General features: G+C 65.4%; 18 protein-coding genes. 5 read left to right on the top strand and 13 right to left on the bottom strand.

Annotation, left to right across the window (positions count from 1 at the left end; genetic code table 11):
* Positions 1-186: 186 nt before the first annotated feature.
* From pssA to PJ259_RS18235, 4 genes are all read right to left on the bottom strand, one after another.
* Positions 187-1,041, bottom strand: coding sequence for a CDP-diacylglycerol--serine O-phosphatidyltransferase (pssA, locus tag PJ259_RS18250; protein WP_271653739.1), 855 nt, complete (start codon positions 1,039-1,041; stop codon positions 187-189).
* Between the two features lie 164 nt (positions 1,042-1,205).
* Positions 1,206-2,222, bottom strand: coding sequence for a ketol-acid reductoisomerase (gene ilvC, locus PJ259_RS18245; RefSeq protein ID WP_007159689.1), 1,017 nt, complete (start codon positions 2,220-2,222; stop codon positions 1,206-1,208).
* A 26-nt stretch (positions 2,223-2,248) separates the two neighbouring features.
* Positions 2,249-2,740 (bottom strand): acetolactate synthase small subunit, encoded by a 492-nt coding sequence (ilvN, locus tag PJ259_RS18240; protein WP_007159690.1) that lies wholly within the window; start codon positions 2,738-2,740, stop codon positions 2,249-2,251.
* Positions 2,741-2,742: 2 nt separating this feature from the next.
* Entirely contained in the window at positions 2,743-4,467 is a 1,725-nt protein-coding gene (locus tag PJ259_RS18235) for an acetolactate synthase 3 large subunit (RefSeq protein WP_059313350.1), read from the bottom strand.
* A gap of 397 nt (positions 4,468-4,864) precedes the next feature.
* Between PJ259_RS18235 and PJ259_RS18230 the strand changes: the two genes are divergently transcribed.
* Positions 4,865-5,329, top strand: a complete 465-nt coding sequence (locus tag PJ259_RS18230) for a DUF4124 domain-containing protein (RefSeq protein ID WP_059313349.1) — start codon at positions 4,865-4,867, stop codon at positions 5,327-5,329.
* A gap of 1 nt (position 5,330) precedes the next feature.
* Here the strand turns inward: PJ259_RS18230 and PJ259_RS18225 are convergent, their stop codons facing one another.
* Genes PJ259_RS18225 through mrcB form a run of 3 tightly spaced genes read right to left on the bottom strand, consistent with a single transcriptional unit; the run spans position 5,331 to position 8,787 of the window.
* A complete protein-coding gene (locus PJ259_RS18225; protein ID WP_059313348.1) occupies positions 5,331-5,657 on the bottom strand; it encodes a YqcC family protein in 327 nt (108 codons plus the stop codon).
* The gene (locus PJ259_RS18220; protein ID WP_271653738.1) at positions 5,657-6,433 is read right to left on the bottom strand and encodes a tetratricopeptide repeat protein; all 777 of its coding nucleotides are present in this window, start codon (positions 6,431-6,433) and stop codon (positions 5,657-5,659) included. Before PJ259_RS18220 ends, PJ259_RS18225 begins: the two co-directional genes overlap by 1 nt.
* 11 nt (positions 6,434-6,444) lie before the next feature.
* Positions 6,445-8,787: a penicillin-binding protein 1B gene (gene mrcB, locus PJ259_RS18215; RefSeq protein ID WP_271653737.1), complete on the bottom strand. Its 2,343-nt coding sequence runs from the start codon at positions 8,785-8,787 to the stop codon at positions 6,445-6,447.
* A 152-nt stretch (positions 8,788-8,939) separates the two neighbouring features.
* Here mrcB and PJ259_RS18210 point away from each other — a divergent pair, with 152 nt between their 5' ends.
* Positions 8,940-10,487, top strand: a complete 1,548-nt coding sequence (locus PJ259_RS18210) for a bifunctional aminoglycoside phosphotransferase/ATP-binding protein (RefSeq protein WP_271653736.1) — start codon at positions 8,940-8,942, stop codon at positions 10,485-10,487.
* A 130-nt stretch (positions 10,488-10,617) separates the two neighbouring features.
* Positions 10,618-11,430: a cyclic nucleotide-binding domain-containing protein gene (locus tag PJ259_RS18205; RefSeq protein WP_271653735.1), complete on the top strand. Its 813-nt coding sequence runs from the start codon at positions 10,618-10,620 to the stop codon at positions 11,428-11,430.
* A gap of 180 nt (positions 11,431-11,610) precedes the next feature.
* On the opposite strand, the gene deoA is transcribed toward PJ259_RS18205, so the two are convergent.
* From deoA to PJ259_RS18180, 5 genes are all read right to left on the bottom strand, one after another.
* Positions 11,611-12,921, bottom strand: coding sequence for a thymidine phosphorylase (deoA, locus tag PJ259_RS18200; RefSeq protein ID WP_271653734.1), 1,311 nt, complete (start codon positions 12,919-12,921; stop codon positions 11,611-11,613).
* An 11-nt stretch (positions 12,922-12,932) separates the two neighbouring features.
* Positions 12,933-13,346, bottom strand: a complete 414-nt coding sequence (locus PJ259_RS18195) for a cytidine deaminase (RefSeq protein WP_271653733.1) — start codon at positions 13,344-13,346, stop codon at positions 12,933-12,935.
* A 71-nt stretch (positions 13,347-13,417) separates the two neighbouring features.
* Entirely contained in the window at positions 13,418-14,680 is a 1,263-nt protein-coding gene (locus PJ259_RS18190) for a NupC/NupG family nucleoside CNT transporter (protein ID WP_271653732.1), read from the bottom strand.
* A gap of 106 nt (positions 14,681-14,786) precedes the next feature.
* Entirely contained in the window at positions 14,787-15,494 is a 708-nt protein-coding gene (sfsA, locus tag PJ259_RS18185) for a DNA/RNA nuclease SfsA (protein WP_271653731.1), read from the bottom strand.
* Positions 15,491-16,666, bottom strand: a complete 1,176-nt coding sequence (locus PJ259_RS18180) for a pyridoxal phosphate-dependent aminotransferase (RefSeq protein WP_271653730.1) — start codon at positions 16,664-16,666, stop codon at positions 15,491-15,493. Before PJ259_RS18180 ends, sfsA begins: the two co-directional genes overlap by 4 nt.
* 303 nt (positions 16,667-16,969) lie before the next feature.
* Between PJ259_RS18180 and dksA the strand changes: the two genes are divergently transcribed.
* The gene (gene dksA / locus PJ259_RS18175) at positions 16,970-17,413 is read left to right on the top strand and encodes an RNA polymerase-binding protein DksA (protein ID WP_059313338.1); all 444 of its coding nucleotides are present in this window, start codon (positions 16,970-16,972) and stop codon (positions 17,411-17,413) included.
* A gap of 68 nt (positions 17,414-17,481) precedes the next feature.
* Complete coding sequence (gene gluQRS / locus PJ259_RS18170) at positions 17,482-18,372, top strand: tRNA glutamyl-Q(34) synthetase GluQRS (protein WP_271653729.1); 891 nt, start codon at positions 17,482-17,484, stop codon at positions 18,370-18,372.
* On the opposite strand, the gene PJ259_RS18165 is transcribed toward gluQRS, so the two are convergent.
* The gene (locus PJ259_RS18165) at positions 18,369-18,785 is read right to left on the bottom strand and encodes a VOC family protein (RefSeq protein ID WP_059313336.1); all 417 of its coding nucleotides are present in this window, start codon (positions 18,783-18,785) and stop codon (positions 18,369-18,371) included. The genes gluQRS and PJ259_RS18165 overlap by 4 nt on opposite strands.
* Positions 18,786-18,798 lie beyond the last annotated feature (13 nt).

Here is an 18,798-nt window from a genome sequence, read left to right as displayed (position 1 = left end):
GACTCCGTAGACCCCTCGCCCGGCTCAGACCTAAGTGCTTGATTTTCAAGCCACTTCAGCATCTGCGCTGGAAGTGGGGCGCATTATAGGCGAGTTTCAGGACAGGTCAACAGGTTATTTTCACAAAGGCCAAAAAAGAAAGGGGGCTGCTTACGCAGCCCCCTTTCCTATAGACCTCTCGTGCGGCTAGCCGCGACCGACACGACGATTGCGCCAGAGGGTGGTGAAGGGGCCGGAGACGGCATAGGCCAGGAAGCCCAACAACAGAACGCGCGGCGGGTCGGTGAAGACCACGGCAAAGACCAGCACGGCGATCAGGATGACCACGAAGGGCACCCGCCCTTTCAGGCCTAGGGTCTTGAAGCTCCAGTACTTGAAGTTGCTGACCATGAGCATGCCAGCCGCGGCGACCATCAGGGCTACCAGCAGGGACAGCTTGGAGCCCTGAATGCCGAAGTCACTGAAGCACCAGACGGTACCAGCCACCAGGGCCGCCGCGGAAGGACTGGCCAGGCCGATGAAGTAGCGCTTGTCCACCGAACCGATCTGGGTATTGAAACGGGCAAGACGCAACGCGGCACCCGCTACATAGATGAAGGCAACGGCCCAGCCGACATTACCCAGGCCGCTCAGGGCCCACTGGAAGGCTAGGATGGCCGGAGCCACGCCGAAGGCGACCATGTCGGAAAGCGAATCGTACTGCTCGCCGAAGGCGCTCTGGGTGTTGGTCATGCGGGCGACCCGGCCATCCAGGCCATCGAGCACCATGGCAATGAAGATGGCGGCGGCGGCGGCGGAGAAGCCGGCGGAAGCGATCTCGTATTGCCCCTGGATAAAGGCGGTCTGAGCCGCGACACCCTTGATGATCGAATAGAGACCGGCAAAGAGGGCCGCAGTGGTGAAGAGATTGGGCAGCAGGTACACGCCACGGCGTCTGATCTTGCGACCCTGGGCGTCCTGCGTCTCCTCGATGTGCTCATCCACGGGGATGAGGCCATCGGTGGTGGTATTGGACGGGGTTTCTTCGGGACGCTCGCTCATGGATTTTCCTTGGGCATTACCTGACGGGTTGGACTGACCTCTTGAGGATAGGGTTCAGCCTAACCTCTCATGCTAAGGCATTGCCGGGGTCGTGGGCAGTGCAATAAAAAACGCGGCCGAGGCCGCGTCTTTACCGTTCGTTACAGGGCTGGCGCCCTGCTCGATCAGTTCTTGGTCTTGTCGACGATCTTGTTCGACGCGATCCAAGGCATCATGGCACGCAGCTTCTCGCCGACCTGTTCGATCGGGTGAGCCGCGTTGTTGCGACGGTAGGCGGTCATGGAAGCGTAGTTGGACGCACCCTCGGCCACGAACATCTTGGCGTATTCGCCGTTCTGGATGCGCTTGAGCGCATTCTTCATGGCAGCGCGCGACTCGGCGTTGATCACCTCCGGGCCGGTCACGTACTCGCCGTACTCGGCATTGTTGGAGATCGAGTAGTTCATGTTGGCGATACCGCCTTCGTACATGAGGTCAACGATCAGCTTCAGTTCGTGCAGGCACTCGAAGTAGGCCATTTCAGGGGCATAACCCGCTTCGACCAGGGTTTCGAAACCGGCCTTGACCAGCTCGACCGCACCACCGCACAGCACGGCCTGCTCGCCGAACAGGTCGGTTTCGGTCTCGTCCTTGAAGGTGGTTTCGATGATGCCGGTACGGCCGCCGCCGACGCCGCAGGCGTAGGACAGGGCGACGTTCTTGGCATTACCGGAGGCGTCCTGGTGGACGGCGACCAGATCAGGAATGCCACCGCCTTTGACGAACTCGGAGCGCACGGTGTGACCCGGGGCCTTGGGGGCGATCATGATGACGTCCAGATCAGCGCGGGGCACGACCTGGTTGTAGTGGATGGCGAACCCATGAGCGAAAGCCAGGGTGGCACCCTGCTTCAGGTTCGGCTCGATCTCGTCCTTGTACAGTTTGGACTGGAATTCGTCGGGGGTCAGGATCATGACCACGTCGGCGGAAGCCACGGCGTCCTTTACCGGCTTGACGGTCAGGCCATGGGCCTCGGCCTTGGCGACAGTGGCCGAGCCGCTGCGCAGACCGACGACGACATCGACGCCGGAGTCTTTCAGGTTGCAGGCGTGGGCGTGGCCCTGGGAGCCATAGCCGATGATGGCGACCTTCTTGCCCTGGATGATGGAAAGGTCACAGTCTTTATCGTAGTAAACGCGCATTGCAGGTTCTCCTGGAAAAGGGGGTATCAGATGCTCAGGGCTTTGTCGCCACGGGAAATTCCGGTCACGCCGCTACGTACCACCTCGAGGATGGACGCAGCGCCGATCGCCTGGATGAAGCTGTCGATCTTCTCGCTGGTGCCCGCCAGCTGAATGGTATACACGCTACTGCCGACATCGACGATCTGGCCGCGAAAGATATCGGTGGTGCGCTTGACCTCGGCACGCTGGGCACCGGTGGCCTTGACCTTGATCAGCAGGAGTTCACGCTCGATGTGAGCGCTCTCGGACAGGTTGACCAGCTTCACCACCTCGATGAGCTTGTTGAGGTTCTTGGTGATCTGCTCGACCGTCTCTTCCTGGCCGATGGTGGTCAGGGTCAGGCGCGACAGGGTCGGATCCTCGGTCGCGGCAACCGTGAGGCTTTCGATGTTGTAGTTGCGCTGGGAGAACAGGCCGACCACACGGGACAGGGCGCCGGGCTCGTTTTCCAGCAGCAGGGAGATGATGTGTCTCATGTTCAGGTCCGCTCCGTCTTGCTCAGCCACATGTCGCGCATCGCGCCATCCTTGATCTGCATCGGGTAGACGTGTTCGGTGTTGTCCACGGCGATGTCGAGGAAGACCAGGCGATCCTTCATGGCGAAGGCTTCGGCCATCATCGGCTTGAGGTCTTCCAGACGCTGGATGCGCATGCCGACGTGGCCATAGGCCTCGGCCAGCTTGACGAAGTCCGGCAGGGATTCCATGTAGGAGTGGGAGTAGCGGCTGCTGTACTGCATGTCCTGCCACTGGCGGACCATGCCCAGGGCGCCATTGTTGAGGCAGATGATCTTCACCGGCAGGTCGTACTGCATGCAGGTGGAGAGCTCCTGGATGTTCATCTGCACGCTGCCTTCGCCGGTAACGCAGGCGACGTCGGCGTCCGGGAAGTTGAGCTTGACGCCCATGGCCGCCGGGAAGCCGAAGCCCATGGTGCCCAGGCCACCGGAGTTGATCCAGCGATTGGGCTTGTCGTACAGGTAGTACTGGGCGGCGAACATCTGGTGCTGGCCGACATCGGAGGTGATGTAGGCATCGCCCGCGGTCACGTCGTACAGGGTCTCGATGACAGTCTGCGGCTTGATGATGCTGCCGTCGCCCTTGTCGTAGGGGAACATGCCACGGTTACCGCGCCATTCTTCGATCTGCTTCCACCAGGTAGCCTGGCTCTCGGCGTGCGGCTTCTCGCTCAGCTCGCGCACCACGGCGACCATCTCGGCGAGAACGCTGTCCACCGGACCGACAATGGGTACATCGGCCTTGATGGTCTTGGAGATGGACGCCGGATCGATGTCGACGTGGATGATCTTGGCATTCGGGCAAAAGCGCTTGGCGCCGTTGATGACGCGGTCATCGAAGCGCGCACCGACGGCGAGGATGACGTCGCTGTGGTGCATGGCCAGGTTGGCCGGGTAACTGCCGTGCATGCCGAGCATGCCGAGGAACTGGCGATCGCTGCCCGGGTAGGCGCCCAATCCCATCAGGGTATTGGTGACCGGCAGGTTGAGCAGGCGTGCCAGCTCGGTGAGGGCGCCCGAGGCACCGCCCAGGATGACGCCGCCACCGGCATAGAGGATCGGCCGCTTGGCTGCCACGAGCATCTCGACCGCCTTGCGGATCTGCCCGGAGTGGCCGCGTTGCGCCGGATTGTAGGAGCGCAGCTTGATCTTCTTGGGATAAACGTATTCGAATTTCTTGGTCGGATCGCCCATGTCCTTGGGAATGTCGACCACTACCGGACCGGGGCGGCCGGACTCGGCGAGATAGAAGGCCTTCTTGAGGACTTCGGGGATCTCGGAAGGGTGCTTGATGATGAAGCTGTGCTTCACGATCGGCCGGGAGATACCGACCATATCGGTTTCCTGGAAGGCATCGGTGCCCACCATGTTGCTCGGTACCTGACCGGACAGGACCACCATGGGGATGGAGTCCATGTAGGCGGTGGCGATACCGGTGACGGCGTTGGTCGCCCCGGGACCCGAGGTCACCAGGACCACGCCAGCCTTGCCGGTGGCACGAGCATAGCCATCGGCCATGTGGGTGGCGGCCTGTTCGTGGCGAACCAGGATGTGGTTGAGCGCCGGTTCCTTGAACAGGGCGTCGTAGATGTGCAGCAGGGCACCGCCCGGGTACCCGTAGATGTGTTTCACGCCCTCGTCGCGCAAGAAGCGGACGACCATCTCAGCGCCAGTTAATAGCTCCACGTATCACCTCATTCCACGCATGGCGAGCGCCCATCGGGGACGCTCAAGGTTCGGTTGACTGCAAGGCAGAGCATGGGCGACGGTGGTCACCGACGATTCAGCTGCCTAGAAAGCCTTGTTGGAAGATTCCGATGAATGCTGGAGCTTCCACCCGACGCGAGGTAACGCGGTGCAGGGTATTTGACTGTGGCGGCGCGGGTAGGCACCTCATGGTCTGCCGAGCAGTCAGCTTTGGGCCGACTCGCTACAGCGAACTTTGGATTGTTCGCATTCGACCGGTGCAAGTCAAGCCGAAAGGTGCAACCAGGCGCAATCGGCTGTCGGCGATCAAGGCTGATGAAAAGGACGACGCCACCTCTTATAGTGAAGTCCTGTCCTCTCCCCTTCCAGGATTCCCATGCGCTCGATCTTCTGGCTATCCGCTCTGGCTTTCGCCTGCAGCCTGTCCGCCCAGGCCGCTCAGGTCTACAAGTGGACCGACGACAAGGGCGTCACCCATTTCAGTGCCCAGCCACCCGAAGGCCAGAAGGCCAACGAGGTGGACGTGAAGACGGCGCCGCAGATCAATGGCAGTGGCAGCGCACCCACCTACAAGATGCCCAATGGCGCCCAGCAGCCGTCGGTGTCCAATGATGCCCAGCAACAGGAGCTGGATCGCCGGGTGAAGGCGCAGGTGCGCGAGGAGCAGAACAAGCTCAAGGAGCAGTGCGATCAGGCGCGCCAGAATCTGGCACAGCTGCGCAACAACCCGCGCATCCTGGTTCAGTCCGGTCGCGGCGAGACGCGGCGGCTGAGCGAGGAAGAGCGTCAGCAGCGACTGGCCGACACCCAGTTGTCCATCGAGCAGAATTGCGGCAAATAACTCAGACGCTTTCGATGAGCCGATCGAATTCGGCCAGGGAAGCGAGCAGGGGCAACACCGGATCGAGGTTGCCCTGGTAGACCATCTCGGCCATCGGCCGGATGCTCGACCGCGCTGGCAGTACCGCGTCGCTTTCGATGATCAGCTTCATCCGCGGCAGGAAGATCCACTGCAGCCACTGGGCGAAGCTCAGGGTATCGACGCAGAAAGGCTCCTGACTGGCCAGGGCCTCGGCGCTGGGCGCCTGCGCCGACCACCAGCCAAGCAGGCGCAATTCGCGCTCGATGTGCAGCAGTTGATCGGCCAGGGCAGGCAGGCGCTCGTCCATCAGGTACCCACCTGGGCCTTCTGCCGGGCCAGGGCGGCGCCGGACGCATCGCCCTGGGCCTCTCGGGCCTGGGCGATCAGCTGCCAGAGACTGGCCTGCAGAGCCGGCCGGCCATTGGCGTAGCTCAGGGCGCGGCGCGCCAGCTGCTCACCCTGGGCGGGGTCGTTCTGGGCCAGACGCACCTGGGCCAGGCGATAGAGCACCTGAGGCTCGCGAGGCGCGATGCGCTGGGCACGCTCAAGACTCGAGGACGCGCCGTTGAGATCGCCACCGCTCTGCTGCTGCTGCGCGGTGGTCAGCAAGGCCAGCACCGGGCCATCGAGCTGCTCGTCGGCCGCCAGGCCACCACCACTGGTGTTGCTTGCGGAGGGTATGCCGGTGGGCGCCGTACGGGTGGCCGGGGAGCCAGCCTGACTGGCAGGGGGATAGACCGGCTGAGCGTAGCCGGACTGCACCGGCGCCTGGGCGGCCGGCGCATTGGGGCTGGACGAGGTGATCAGCGGCGCGGAGGCGGCGGGCGCGGCATAGGTCTCCAATGGCGCGGAACTGCCGCCCGGCACCATGACCGTCACCCCGGAATCGGCCGAGGCGCTAGGCGCCGCAGCCACCGGTGCCTGGCGCTGAGCCGGCAAGGGGCGATTGTTGCCCTGGCGATAGAGCTCGCCGTTGGACACCGGGCCGCCGGAATCGACTACCGGGATGGCACCACGCTGCGGCGCGGCGCAACCGGCGAGAAGAACACCGGCGATCACTACCGGCCAGACTGCTTTCGTCACCTTGGAACCTCTCAATTCAACCAACCCTTGACCCAGTCCATGACCGGATTGCCGCCGTTGCCGTTCCCGCTGGCAGCAGGCGCAGCCGGGGCGCCACAGGCAACACCGGGCGGCGGCTCACTGCCGCGAATATAAGGCATCTGTACGGCATTGGGACACGAGGGGTCCGTGCCGCGGCCGGTGGTGGCATCCACCCAGGCCTGGACGATGTTGTCCGGCACCGGCATGTCCAGCGACACGGGATCGGCACGGCGCATGAAGTTGCTCCAGACCTGCAGGGCGCCAGTGGCACCGGTCAGCGGCGTCTTGCCGTTGTCGTCACGCCCCAGCCAGACCACCGCCAGCAGATCCTGGCTGAAGCCGGAGAACCAGCTGTCGCGGGAATCGTTGGTGGTGCCGGTCTTGCCCGCCAGATTCACGCTGGTGGGAATCTGGTTGTAGACCGAACGCCCGGTGCCCTCGCGCATCACCCGCTGCATGGCGTACTGCACCAGGTAGATGGCGCCGGTATCGAAGCGCTGCTCGATCTGGAAGGGATAGCGCTTGAGCGGCTCGCCATTGGCATCGAGCACGCTGCGGATACTGCGCAGCGGGGTATTGAAGCCACCATTGGCCAGCGTCTGGTACATGGTCGCCACTTCCATGGGCGTCAGGGCGCCGGCACCGAGCAGGGTCGCCGGATAAGGCGGCAAGGCGCGACTCACACCCAGGCGCTCGACGGTCTTGAGCACCTCGGGCAGCCCCAGGTCCAGGCCCAGGCGAGCCGTGGACAGGTTGTAGGAGTGCGCCAGCCCCTGGTAGAGGAAGATGGTACCGTGCGCCTTGTGCTCATAGTTCTGCGGCCGCCAGACCTGGCCGTCGGCACCCTTTACCGAGAAGGGCTCGTCCTGGATCAGGGTGGTCAGGGTGTACTTGCTGGGCCGCTCCAGGGCAGTGAGATAGACCGCCGGCTTGATCAGCGAGCCAACCTGACGGACCGCATCGAGTGCCCGGTTGTAGCCGGCGAAGCGCGGATCGCGACCGCCGAGCAGGGCCTGGACCTCACCGGTTTCCGGATTGGTCACCACCATGGCCGACTCGACGTTTTCCGCGCCCTTGCGGCCGTCGATGCGCTTCATGGACTCGGCCATGGCCGCCTCGGCCTTGGTCTGCAGGATGGGGTCGAAGCTGGTGAAGATGCGCAGGCCTTCCTCGGTGAGGTCTTCGTCGCGGTAGTCCTGCTTGAGCTGGCGCTTGACCAGGTCGACGAAGGCCGGGAAGGAGCTGTTGGTCAGGCTGCCGGCCTTGGTGATGCCCAGTGGCCGAGCCTTGGCCGCCTCGGCTTCGGTGGCGCTGACCACGCCCTGCTCGGCCATGAGGTCGAGTACCAGGTTGCGGCGGGTCGTGGCGCGCTCGGGGTAGCGGCGCGGATTGTAGTAGGACGGGCCCTTCACCAGGCCGACCAGCAGGGCGACCTGATGCAGCTTCAGCTCGCTGAAGGGCTGCCCGAAGAAGTATTGCGCGGCCAGACCGAAGCCATGGATGGCGCGCGAACCGTCCTGGCCGAGGAACACCTCGTTGAGATAGGCCTCGAGGATTTCCTGCTTGCTGTAGTGCAGCTCCAGGAGCAGGGCCATCAGCGCTTCGGTGCCCTTGCGGGTGATGCTGCGCTCGTTGGTGAGATAGAAGTTCTTGACCAGCTGCTGGGTCAGGGTGCTGCCGCCCTGGCGTACCTGACCGCTGGTGGCGTTGACCCAGACGGCGCGCGCGATGGACTTGGGCGAGACACCATGGTGATGCCAGAACTCCCGGTCTTCCACGGCCACCAGGCCATCGACCAGGTGCGGTGGGGCCTGGTCGAGCTTGATGAGAATGCGATCTTCGTTGTGCGCCGGATAGATGCCACCGATCATCAGCGGCTCCAGACGAGCCACGGCGAGGTTGCTGCCGTCCAGGGCACTGACACCCGAAACGGTGCCACCGGCGAAGCGGACCCGGATCGCTCGGGGCGGCTCCATTCCTTCATAGAACTGGAACCCACGGGTATTCAGGTCGACCGTGGAGGCGCCCACGGAGACGCTGCCAGGGCCGTCCACGGTCTTTTCGCGGCGATAGCCGAGGGCATCGAGTTCGGTGAGGAAGTCGTCGCGGCTGAGCTTGACGCCATTGAACAACTCCAGCGGCCGGGCATAGACCTTGGCCGGAATGGTCCAGCGTTTGCCAGAGAATTTTTCCTGGACCACGGCATCCAGATAGATGCACACGCCAGCCAGGGCTACCAGCGCGACCAGACCGAGCTTGACTGCCCAACCGGACAGACGGCGCCAATCAAAGGTCTTGCGCTTGCGGGAACGAGAGGATCGGGGTCGCTTCATGGCGGCGCATTATACGCACTTGCCCGGTAGCCGACACAGGCCAGCCAGCGCTTCGTCAGCTGCGGTTCAAGGGAGCCTCCGGCGGGATCGCGGCTTGCGTGGGCAGCCCTGGCAGCGATAATGCCGGCAACCATTCCCTACAAGGACCGCCCGTGAGCCAGCTCCTGATTTCCGCCCTGCAGAACCCGGCGCTCTATCCCCACCCCACTTCGGCGTTCCGCGTCATCGAAACCCATATTTCCTGGGTCGTGCTGACGGGCGAGGTCGCCTACAAGATCAAGAAGCCGGTGAACTTCGGTTTTCTGGACTTCACCGACCTGGATGCCCGAGGTCACTTCTGCCGGGAAGAGCTGCGGCTCAACCAGCGCCTGACACGCGACCTCTACCAGGACGTGGTGGCCATCACCGGCACTGAAAGCGCCCCCCGGCTGGGTGGCGACGGTCCGGTCATCGAATACGCCCTGCGCATGCGTGAATTCCCCCAGAGCCAGCTGCTCAGCGAAGTGCAGAAGCGCGGAGAGCTGAGCCCGGCGCACATCGACGCCCTGGCCGAGCAGATCGCCCGCTTCCATCAGGTGGCCCCCCAGGTCGCGATCGAGCATCCGCTGTGCACCCCGGATGCCGCCATGGCGCCGGTGCGGCAAAACTTCGAGCAGATACGCGCCATGTTGAGCGAAGCGGCCGACCTCAGGCAGCTGGACCAGCTCGAAGCCTGGGCCGAAGCCAGCTACGCCCGCCTGCTGCCACTGTTCGAGGCACGCTGCCGCGACGGCTACATCCGCGAATGCCACGGCGACATCCACCTGGCCAATGCCACCCTGCTCGATGGCGAGGTGGTACTGTTCGACTGCATCGAGTTCAACGAACCCTTCCGCCTGACCGACACCATGGGCGATGCCGGCTTCCTGGCCATGGACCTGGAGGACCGCGGCCTCGCGGCGCTGAGCAACAGATTCGTCAACGCCTACTTCGAGGCGACCGGCGACTACGCCGGCTTGGCCTTGCTGGACTTCTACAAGGCCTATCGCGCCATGGTGCGCGCCAAGATCGCCCTGTTCCGCCTGGGCCAGGCCGAGGAGCCGGCCCTGCGCGCCGAGATCCTTGCCAGCTATCGCAGCTACACGGCGCTGGCCGAAGGCTATACCCAGGTGCCCCAGCCCTTCGCGGCGGTGATGCACGGGGTCTCGGGCATCGGCAAGAGCACCGTGGCCCTGGCCCTGGTCGAGGCGCTTGGCGCCATACGCCTGAGATCCGACGTCGAACGCAAGCGACTCTATGCCGACAGCGACGAGGCCACCCGCTACAGCGCGGCGGCGGGCGAAGCCACCTATGGCCGCCTGCACGAGATCGGCGCCCAGGTGCTGGCGGCCGGCTATCCGCTGGTACTCGACGCCACCTACCTCAAGCAGGTGCAACGGACGGCGGCCCAGACGCTGGCGGAAGCCCAGGGCGTCCCGCTGTTGTTCATCGATTGCCAGGCGGACGACGCGCTCATCGCACACTGGCTGCAGGAGCGGCAGGCCGAGGGAACGGACCCTTCCGAAGCCACCCTCGCGGTCGTAGCGGCGCAGCGTCAGGCGCAGGATCCGCTGGAGCCCGCCGAACAGGATCGCGCGCTGATCGTGGCGCTGGGTCAGGCCGGACAGCTGGAGGCCCTGCCGGCTCGCCTGCTGCGCCGCCTGGGTCGCGCCGAGGCCTGATCGCGACCTCTTGGAAGGCAGAACAAGCGTTCCGTCACAGCTCGCAGAGTTGTGGATTTACGGTCGCCGACGAGCGGCTTATCGTGCGACCCACGTCACAACCTCTGCGTAACAAGAAGGAATTGGCACCATGTACCTCATCGGCGATCAGCCCCCCTATGTCGATCAGTTGCGCCAGGCGCTGCAAGCCATTCCTGCGCAGCTGCTCAGTGGTATGGCGCCGAGTCGGCAGCCGCTGCAGCTAAGTCCGGCGGCGCTGCTGCAGGACTGGATGCGTAACGATGAGGTCTATCTGATCCAGCGCGGGCCATTGCGCGTGGTCCTGGATCAGCGGGCGCTGTTCCAGCTCGACGAAGGCGACCTGATCGGCCTGGGGCGCACCCTGGATCTGCCCACGCTCAATTACGAGAGCGAGGCCGACGTCCTGGTGCAACCCTATGACCGGGAGGCCTTCCTTACCGCGGCCACCGCTACCCCCGCCCAACGTGATGCCCTGCTGCGCTACATGCTCGGCCAGCAATCCCTGCTGGCGCAGGCGCTGATCCGCCTGAAGCCGCCAGTCACCCAGCCAGCGACCGGTTTTCGCCGCTATGCCGCTGGCGAGGTCATCATTCGCCAGGGCGACTCCGCCGAGCATGTCTTCGTCATCACCGAGGGGCATGCCGAGGCCTGGGTGGATGGCTGCAAGGTTGGCGAGGTCTGCCAGGACGAAATCGTCGGGGCGCTGGCGGTCTTCACCCATACGCCCCGTACCGCCAGCGTCATCGCCAAGACCTCCTGCGCGGTGCTGGTGATTCCCCAGGACCAGTTCGTCTCGCTGATGGAAACCACCCCGCGCATTGCCCACAGCCTGATCGAGAACATGGCGCGCCATATCAACACCCTGAACAAGGAAGTCACCCGCCTGCGCAGCGCTGCGGAACAGCCTTCCGCCAGTAATTAAGAAATATTCTCGAATACGCTTGACGATGGAATGAGAATTGTTATTATTCAACTCAGCCGGTCGCGAGATCGGTCGATAACTGAAGGTCCAGCAGTTGGTCTTTCGGGTTATCTCCTCATCAGGCTAATCACGGTTTTGGACCCGGCTCTGCCGGGTCTTTTTTTGTCTGCAATTTGGTGACTAGCGCCGATCCAGCACGGGCGGCATGCTGGCTGCCGGCCGTTCCTCGCCAAGCGAGTAGGCTGCCTGTAACTGCGCGGCGGCCCGCTCTGCGCTGGCGGTATCCTGGGCATGGATCAGGCCCAGCGGTCGCTCCTCCCCTACCCATTCGCCCGGCAGCGCCAACTCGGCCAGGCCCACGGCAGGGTCTATGTCGGCGTCGGGGCGTTGCCGGCCACCACCCAGCTCGACCACCAGCAGGCCTAGGGCGCGGGTATCGACCTGCTGTACCCACCCAGGTCGCGCTGGATGGACGGCCTGCACCACCGCCGCCCGGGGCAGATGCTGCCAGGGTCGGTCGGTCAGGTCCGGCGGGCCCCCGAGCGCCCGATTCATGGCCGCGAAACGTTCCAGGGCAGCGCCACTGCGCCAGGCATCCAGCACCAGGCGCTCGGCCGTCGCGGCATCCTCCGCCAGTCCGGCCAGCTGCAGCGCCTCCTCGGCCAGGGCCTGGATCACCCGCCAGAGGCGTTCGCTGCGGACGTCGCCGGCCAGCAGGGCGATGGCCTCCTCCACCTCCAGAGCATTGCCGGCACTGCGGGCCAGGGGCTGACTCATGTCGGTGATGAGCGAACGGGTACGTACCCCCGCGGCCTCGGCCACCTCGACCAGGCTGTCGGCCAGGCGTTGCGCCGCCGCCGTCTCGGCCATGAAGGCACCGCCGCCAGTCTTGACGTCCATGACCAGCACATCCAGGCCAGCGGCCAGTTTCTTGGCCAGGATGGAGGCGGTGATCAGATCCACCGACTCCACCGTGGCGGTGACATCGCGGATGGCATACAGCCGGCGATCGGCTGGCGCCAGGTCGGCATCGGGACCGACGATGGCGCAGCCCACCTCGGCCACCACCTGGCGAAACCGCGCCAGGCCAGGGCGAATGCGGTAGCCGGGAATACTTTCCAGCTTGTCCAGGGTGCCACCGGTATGCCCCAGACCACGTCCGGAAATCATCGGCACATGGCAGCCGCAGGCGGCGAGCAGGGGCGCCAGCACCAGGCTGGTGAGATCGCCCACGCCCCCGGTGGAGTGCTTGTCCACCACCGGACCAGGCAGGTCCCAGTGCAGCACCTGACCGCTGTCGCGCATGGCCAGGGTCAGGGCGGTACGTTCGGCGGCGGTCATGCCGCGCAGCAGGGTAGCCATGGCGAAGGCGGCAATCTGGCCTTCGCTGAGGCTGTCGTCGGCAATGCCGCGGACCAGGCGCTGGAGGTCCGTAGCGGACAGCTCCAGGCCATCGCGCTTCTGGCGGATCACTTCCTGGGCGAGCCACATGGGCGGACTCCTTAGAAGTCTTCGAAGGCGCCGGGCAGCAGCTCAGCCAGGGTCCAGGTACGGGTCCGGCCGGGCTCGCTGCCACTGCAGACGATGGTCGCGTCGGGCGCCATCAGCTCCAGCAGCACCTGGCGGCAGGCACCGCAGGGACTGATCAGGGGAACGCCTGGCGCATGGATGGCCATGGCGGTGAAGCTGCGTGGCGGCAGGCCTTGGCTGATGGCGGCGAACAGAGCGCTGCGTTCGGCGCAGTTGGTCAGGCCATAGGAGATGTTTTCCACGTTGCAGCCATGGATGACTGTGCCCTCCGCCGTCAGCAGGGCGGCCCCGACGGGAAATTCGGAATGCGGGCAGTAGGCACGCTGGGAAGCGGTGACGGCCTCGGTCAGCAGGTGGTCGAGGGTTTCAGCAGGAACAGCGGACATGGGAAGTACCTCGGGAAAGCGAAAAGAGCGAGCGTGAGTGTAGCCCGGTCGGACGACCGGGCCGCCGCGACTCAAAGGCTGACAAAGAAGCCGGCCAAAGCCGCACTCATCAGGTTGGCCAGGGTGCCGCCAAGCATGGCGCGCAGGCCCAGCTGGGCCAGTTCGTGACGCCGCTGGGGGGCGATGCCGCCCAGGCCGCCGAGTTGAATGGCAATGGACGACAGATTGGCGAAGCCGCAGAGGGCAAAGGTGACGATGACCTGGGTGTGCGCCGACAGGGGTTGTGCCCCGGCAGCCGCGGCCTTGACGGGATCCAGGTAGGTCGACAGATCGGCATAGGCGACGAATTCGTTGAGCACCAGCTTCTGGCCGATGAAGCCGCCGGCCTGCACCGCCTCGCTCCAGGGCACGCCGATGAGGAAGGCGACCGGCGCCAGCAGATAGCCCAGCACCAGCTGCATGCTCAGCTGCGGCAGGCCGAACCAGGCACCGCACCAGCCGAGAATGCCGTTGAGCAAGGCGATCAGGGCGATGAAGGCCAACAGCATGGCGCCAACCGCCAGGGCAATACGCAAGCCGACCTGGGCGCCCTCGGCTGCCGCGTCGATGACGTTGGCCGGGCGCTCCTCGCCCTCCCCCAGGGTCTTCATGGCCTGGTCGCGTGGCTGTTCGGTCTCCGGCTCCATCAGCTTGGCCATCAGCAGCCCGCCCGGTGCGGCCATGAAGCTGGCGGCGATCAGGTATTTCAGCTCCACGCCCATGCCGGCGTAGCCCAGCAGCACCGAGCCGGCCACGGCGGCGAAACCGCCGACCATGATGGCGAACAACTCCGAGCGGGTGAGTTCGGCGATGAAGGGCCGTACCACCAGGGGCATCTCCGACTGGCCAAGAAACAGGGTGGCGGTCACCGTGGTGGATTCCACCCGGCTGGTGCCGAGCAGCGCCTGCAGCGCGCCGCCTACCAGGCGGATGATCCAGCCCATGATGCCCAGGTAGTAGAGCACCGCGATCAGGCTGCCGAAGAAGACGATCAGGGGCAGGACCCGCACGGCGAAAACGAAGCCGCCGTTACCGAAGTACTCGAACATCCTGGGGCCGGCCAGGCCGCCAAAGAGAAATTCGATGCCCTTGTCGGCATAGAGCTGTAGCGACGAGACGGCGCCGGATACGCTGCCGAGCACCTGCTGGCCCCAGGGGATGTAGAGCACGAACAGGCCGAGACCGGCCTGCAACAGAAAGGCCGCGAGCACGGTGCGCAGCCGAATGGCGCGCCGCTGGCGAGAAAAGGCGATGGCGATCGCCACCAGCAACAGCATGCCCAACACAGAGATCATCAGCAAACTCCTAACAGGATCGCCTGAGGGCGGCGATCGATGGGCGACAAGCGCAAGCAAGGCGCCTGCCAGATCCTGTCCGACCAATCAGCTTTTGGCAGACTCATCAGTCAACCAGGCGCAGCGGTCGGTCCAGCTGCACACCTGCAGGAGAGAGACGTGCCCCATAAGCCAGCACCTGCACGCCCTGACGGCGGGCCTCGCCCAGGGCCAGGGCATAGGCCGCATCGATCTCTATCGCTGGGCGTACCGCCTCGATGCCTTCGAGCAGCACGCAATAGAGCAGTACCGCTCGCTCACCGGCCGCGGCCAGCGCCGCCAGTTCGCGCAGATGGCGGGCACCGCGGGTGGTCACCGCATCGGGAAAGGCGGCGACCGGGGTATCGGCGAAGCCCAGGGTGACACTCTTCACCTCCAGGTACAGCGGACCTGCGGGATACTCCAGGCGGAAATCGGCGCGACTGTTTTCCAGGCCATAGGCCACCTCCCGGCGCAGGGCGGTGAAGCCCGCCAGTTCGGCGATGCCGCCGGCCAGCAGGGCTTCCTCCACCAGGCGATTGGCCCGGGCGGTATTGATGCAGGCCAGGCGGCCGTGGTCTGTCTCGACCAGCTCCCAGGTGCCGGGCAGTTTGCGTTTTGGCCCACTGGCCCGGCTGAACCAGACCCGGGCGCCGGGTGGCTGGCAATGAAGCATGGAACCGGTATTGGGGCAGTGCAGGGTCAGCACCTCGCCACCGGCGGTCTCGATGTCGGCAAGAAAGCGCTTGTAGCGGCGCAGCAGGCGACCTTCTTCCAGCGGCGGCTCGAACCTCACCGTACGCTCCAGCGCTGCAGGCCCTGAGCGATGCGGGCGACGGCCTCCTCCAGGCGCAGCAGCGACTGGGTATAGGCGAAGCGCACATGGGTGTCGGCACGGTGGCGACCGAAGTCCAGGCCGGGAGTGATGGCCACGTGCTCGGTCTCCAGCAGGAACTGGCAGAAGGCATAGGCATCGCCACCGAAGGCGGAGATGTCGGCATAGAGATAGAAGGCGCCCTGAGGCTCGACGGCGATCTCGAAACCCAGCCCGCGTAGCGCCGGCAACAGGTAGTCGCGGCGACGGGCGAACTCCGCGCGGCGCTCTTCGAAGATGGCCATGGCCGCGGGGGTGAAACAGGCCAGGGCAGCCTGCTGGGCCACGGTGGAGGCACTGATGTAGAGATTCTGCGCCAGCTTTTCCAGCTCCGGCACGGCCGCGCGCGGCGCCACCAGCCAGCCGAGCCGCCAGCCGGTCATGCCGAAGTACTTGGAGAAGCTGTTGAGCACGAAGGCCGAATCGTCCACTTCCAGCACGCTGGGTGCGTCCAGACCATAGGTCAGGCCGTGGTAGATCTCGTCCACCACCAGATGGCCGCCGCGCGCCTTGAGCGCTGCCGACAGCCCGGCGAGCTCGTCGCGATCGAGCAGGGTGCCGGTCGGATTGGCCGGCGAGGCCACCAGGGCGCCGACGCTGTCCGGCTGCCAGTGCTGCGCCACCAATTCGGGGGTGAGCTGGTAGCGCGTGTCGGACCCGACCGGGATCAACTGGGCTGCGCCCTCCACCAGACGCAGGAAGTGACGATTGCAGGGGTAGCCAGGGTCCGCCAGCAGCCAGTGGCGACCGGGATCGACCAGCAGGGCGCTGGCCAGCAGCAGGGCGCCGGACCCACCGGGGGTGATCAACACCCGCTCCGGATCGAGGTCGACGCCATAGCGCTCGCCATAGAAGGCGGCGATGGCGCGACGTAATTCCGGCAGGCCGCGAGCCGCGGTGTAGCGGGTCTGGCCCGCCGCCAAGGCTGCCTGGCCCGCGGCGACCACGGGGGCGGCGGTAGTGAAATCGGGCTCGCCGATCTCCAGGTGGATGACGTCGTGCCCGGCGGCCTGGAGCTGGTTGGCGCGCTCCAGCAAGGCCATCACATGGAAGGGCTCGATAGCCCGGCTGCGCGCGCTGTAGGAATTGGACATGGACGGGGTCCGAACTTGTGGCGAAGGCGGGATTCTAACCAAGGCTTCGCAGGCCGGCATCCGCCGCGTCCGGCGGAGCGCCAGCAAGGAGCGGGAGGCCGGTAGTAGCGCCCCCTGGAAGCTTCTGGTAAGTTCGCCCGCTTGCATCCGCAGGGCGGCTGGCCAGTCGAGAACATATTCAGCCTGGCGTCGGCAATGCGCGGGACGCCATCGGCAGCCACAGACCCCGGGCGTTCCATCATGGAGAGGCCTGGAGACGCATCCAGCCTGTGGACAGGATCAGCGAAAGTGAGAGGGTCAATCATGCCCAGCGAAGCAAATCAGCAGAACAATCATCTGGCCCGTGGCTACGAACCCTACCAGCCTGCCAAGGGCGAGGAATACATGAGTGAGCGCATGCGCGCCCACTTCACCGCCATTCTGAACAGGTGGAAGCAGGAGCTACGCGAAGAAGTCGATCGCACCGTGCACCACATGAAGGAAGAAGCGGCCAACTTCGCCGACCCCGCCGATCGCGCGACCCAGGAAGAGGAATTCAGCCTGGAACTGCGTGCCCGCGACCGTGAGCGCAAGCTGATCAAGAAGATCGACGAGACGCTGCAGCTGATCGAAGACAACGAATACGGCTGGTGCGACTCCTGCGGCGTGGAAATCGGTATCCGTCGCCTGGAAGCCCGTCCGACTGCCAGTCTGTGCATCGACTGCAAGACGCTGGCCGAGATCCGCGAGAAGCAGACCGGGACCTGAGTCCGACGGTCTCACCGACGAGGGCGCTACGGCGCCCTTTGTTCTTTCCGGCATTCACAGGATGAGCTATGTCCAGGCGCCCCTATGTCGGTCGTTTCGCCCCTACGCCCAGCGGCTATCTGCACTTCGGTTCCCTGGTCGCCGCCCTCGCCTCCTACCTCGACGCCCGTGCCGCGGGTGGCCGCTGGCTGGTGCGCATGGAGGACCTGGACCCACCCCGTGAGGTCCCTGGCGCCCAGGCGGCCATCCTCACCACCCTGGAAGCCTATGGCTTCGACTGGGACGGTCCGGTGCTGCGCCAGAGCGAGCGCCTGGACGCCTATCGCACCACCATCGCGCAATGGCTGGCCAGTGGCCTGGCCTATGCCTGCGACTGCTCACGCAAACAGCTCGAAGGCACTGGCGGCCTCTATCCCGGCCACTGCCGCAATCGCGGCCTGCCAGAGACGGGCGCCGCCATCCGCATCCGCGTACCCGAGCTGGAATACCGTTTCGCCGACCGGGTGCAGGGCGACTTCCGCCAGCACCTGGGCCGCGAGGTGGGCGACTTCGTCATCCAGCGGCGCGATGGCCTGATCGCCTATCAACTGGCCGTGGTGATGGACGACGCCCTGCAGGGCGTGACCGACGTGGTGCGCGGCGCCGACCTGCTGGACTCCACGCCACGTCAGCTCTATCTGCAGGAACTCCTCGGCCACCCGGCGCCACGCTATCTGCACGTCCCCCTGCTGATCCAGCCCGATGGCCACAAGCTGGGCAAGCGCTATCGCTCGCCGCCGCTGCCACCCGAACAGGCCGGGGCCCTGCTGGTACGCGCCCTGCGCACCCTGGGCCAGCCGACTCACGCGGCGCTGGCCAAGGAAGCACCGGCCAGCGTACTCGCCTGGGGCGTCGCCCACTGGGATGCCAGCCTGATCCCGCGGGTGTCCCAGCTGGCCGAGGCGCAGTTGCCCGCCTAGTAATTGGGCCAGAGTCCGGGGGTCGCCAGCTCCAGCAGATGCCCATCCGGATCGCGGAAATACAGACTGACCGCACCACGCGGCCACTGGGTGCGCTCCTCGATGGGCACCCCGGCCGCTTCCAGCTGTACGACCCAAGGCTCCAGCTCTTCCGCTGCGATCGCCAGGGCCAGATGCTGGCAGCCCTGGGCGCCATGGGGCGGAATGCAGCCGCCTGGCAGCCTCACCGGTTGCTCGGTGGTGCCCCGCTGGAACAGCAGCAAGACACTGGCACCCACGGCGTAGGCGGCCAGGCGTTCATCGGCGAACATCGGGGCCAGTCCCAGCACCTCTTCGTAGAAGCGCCGCGCCTTGGGCAGATCGGCGGCGTAGAGCGCGGTTTCCAGCACGGCAGCGAGTCGGGGTCGGGTCATCGTCTTTCTCCTG

Source organism: Pseudomonas sp. JBR1 (genome assembly GCF_028198185.1).
Taxonomy (GTDB): domain Bacteria; phylum Pseudomonadota; class Gammaproteobacteria; order Pseudomonadales; family Pseudomonadaceae; genus Chryseomonas; species Chryseomonas oryzihabitans_E.
Note: the sequence above shows the minus strand (reverse complement) of the source record. Positions and strands in the feature narration are given on the sequence as shown.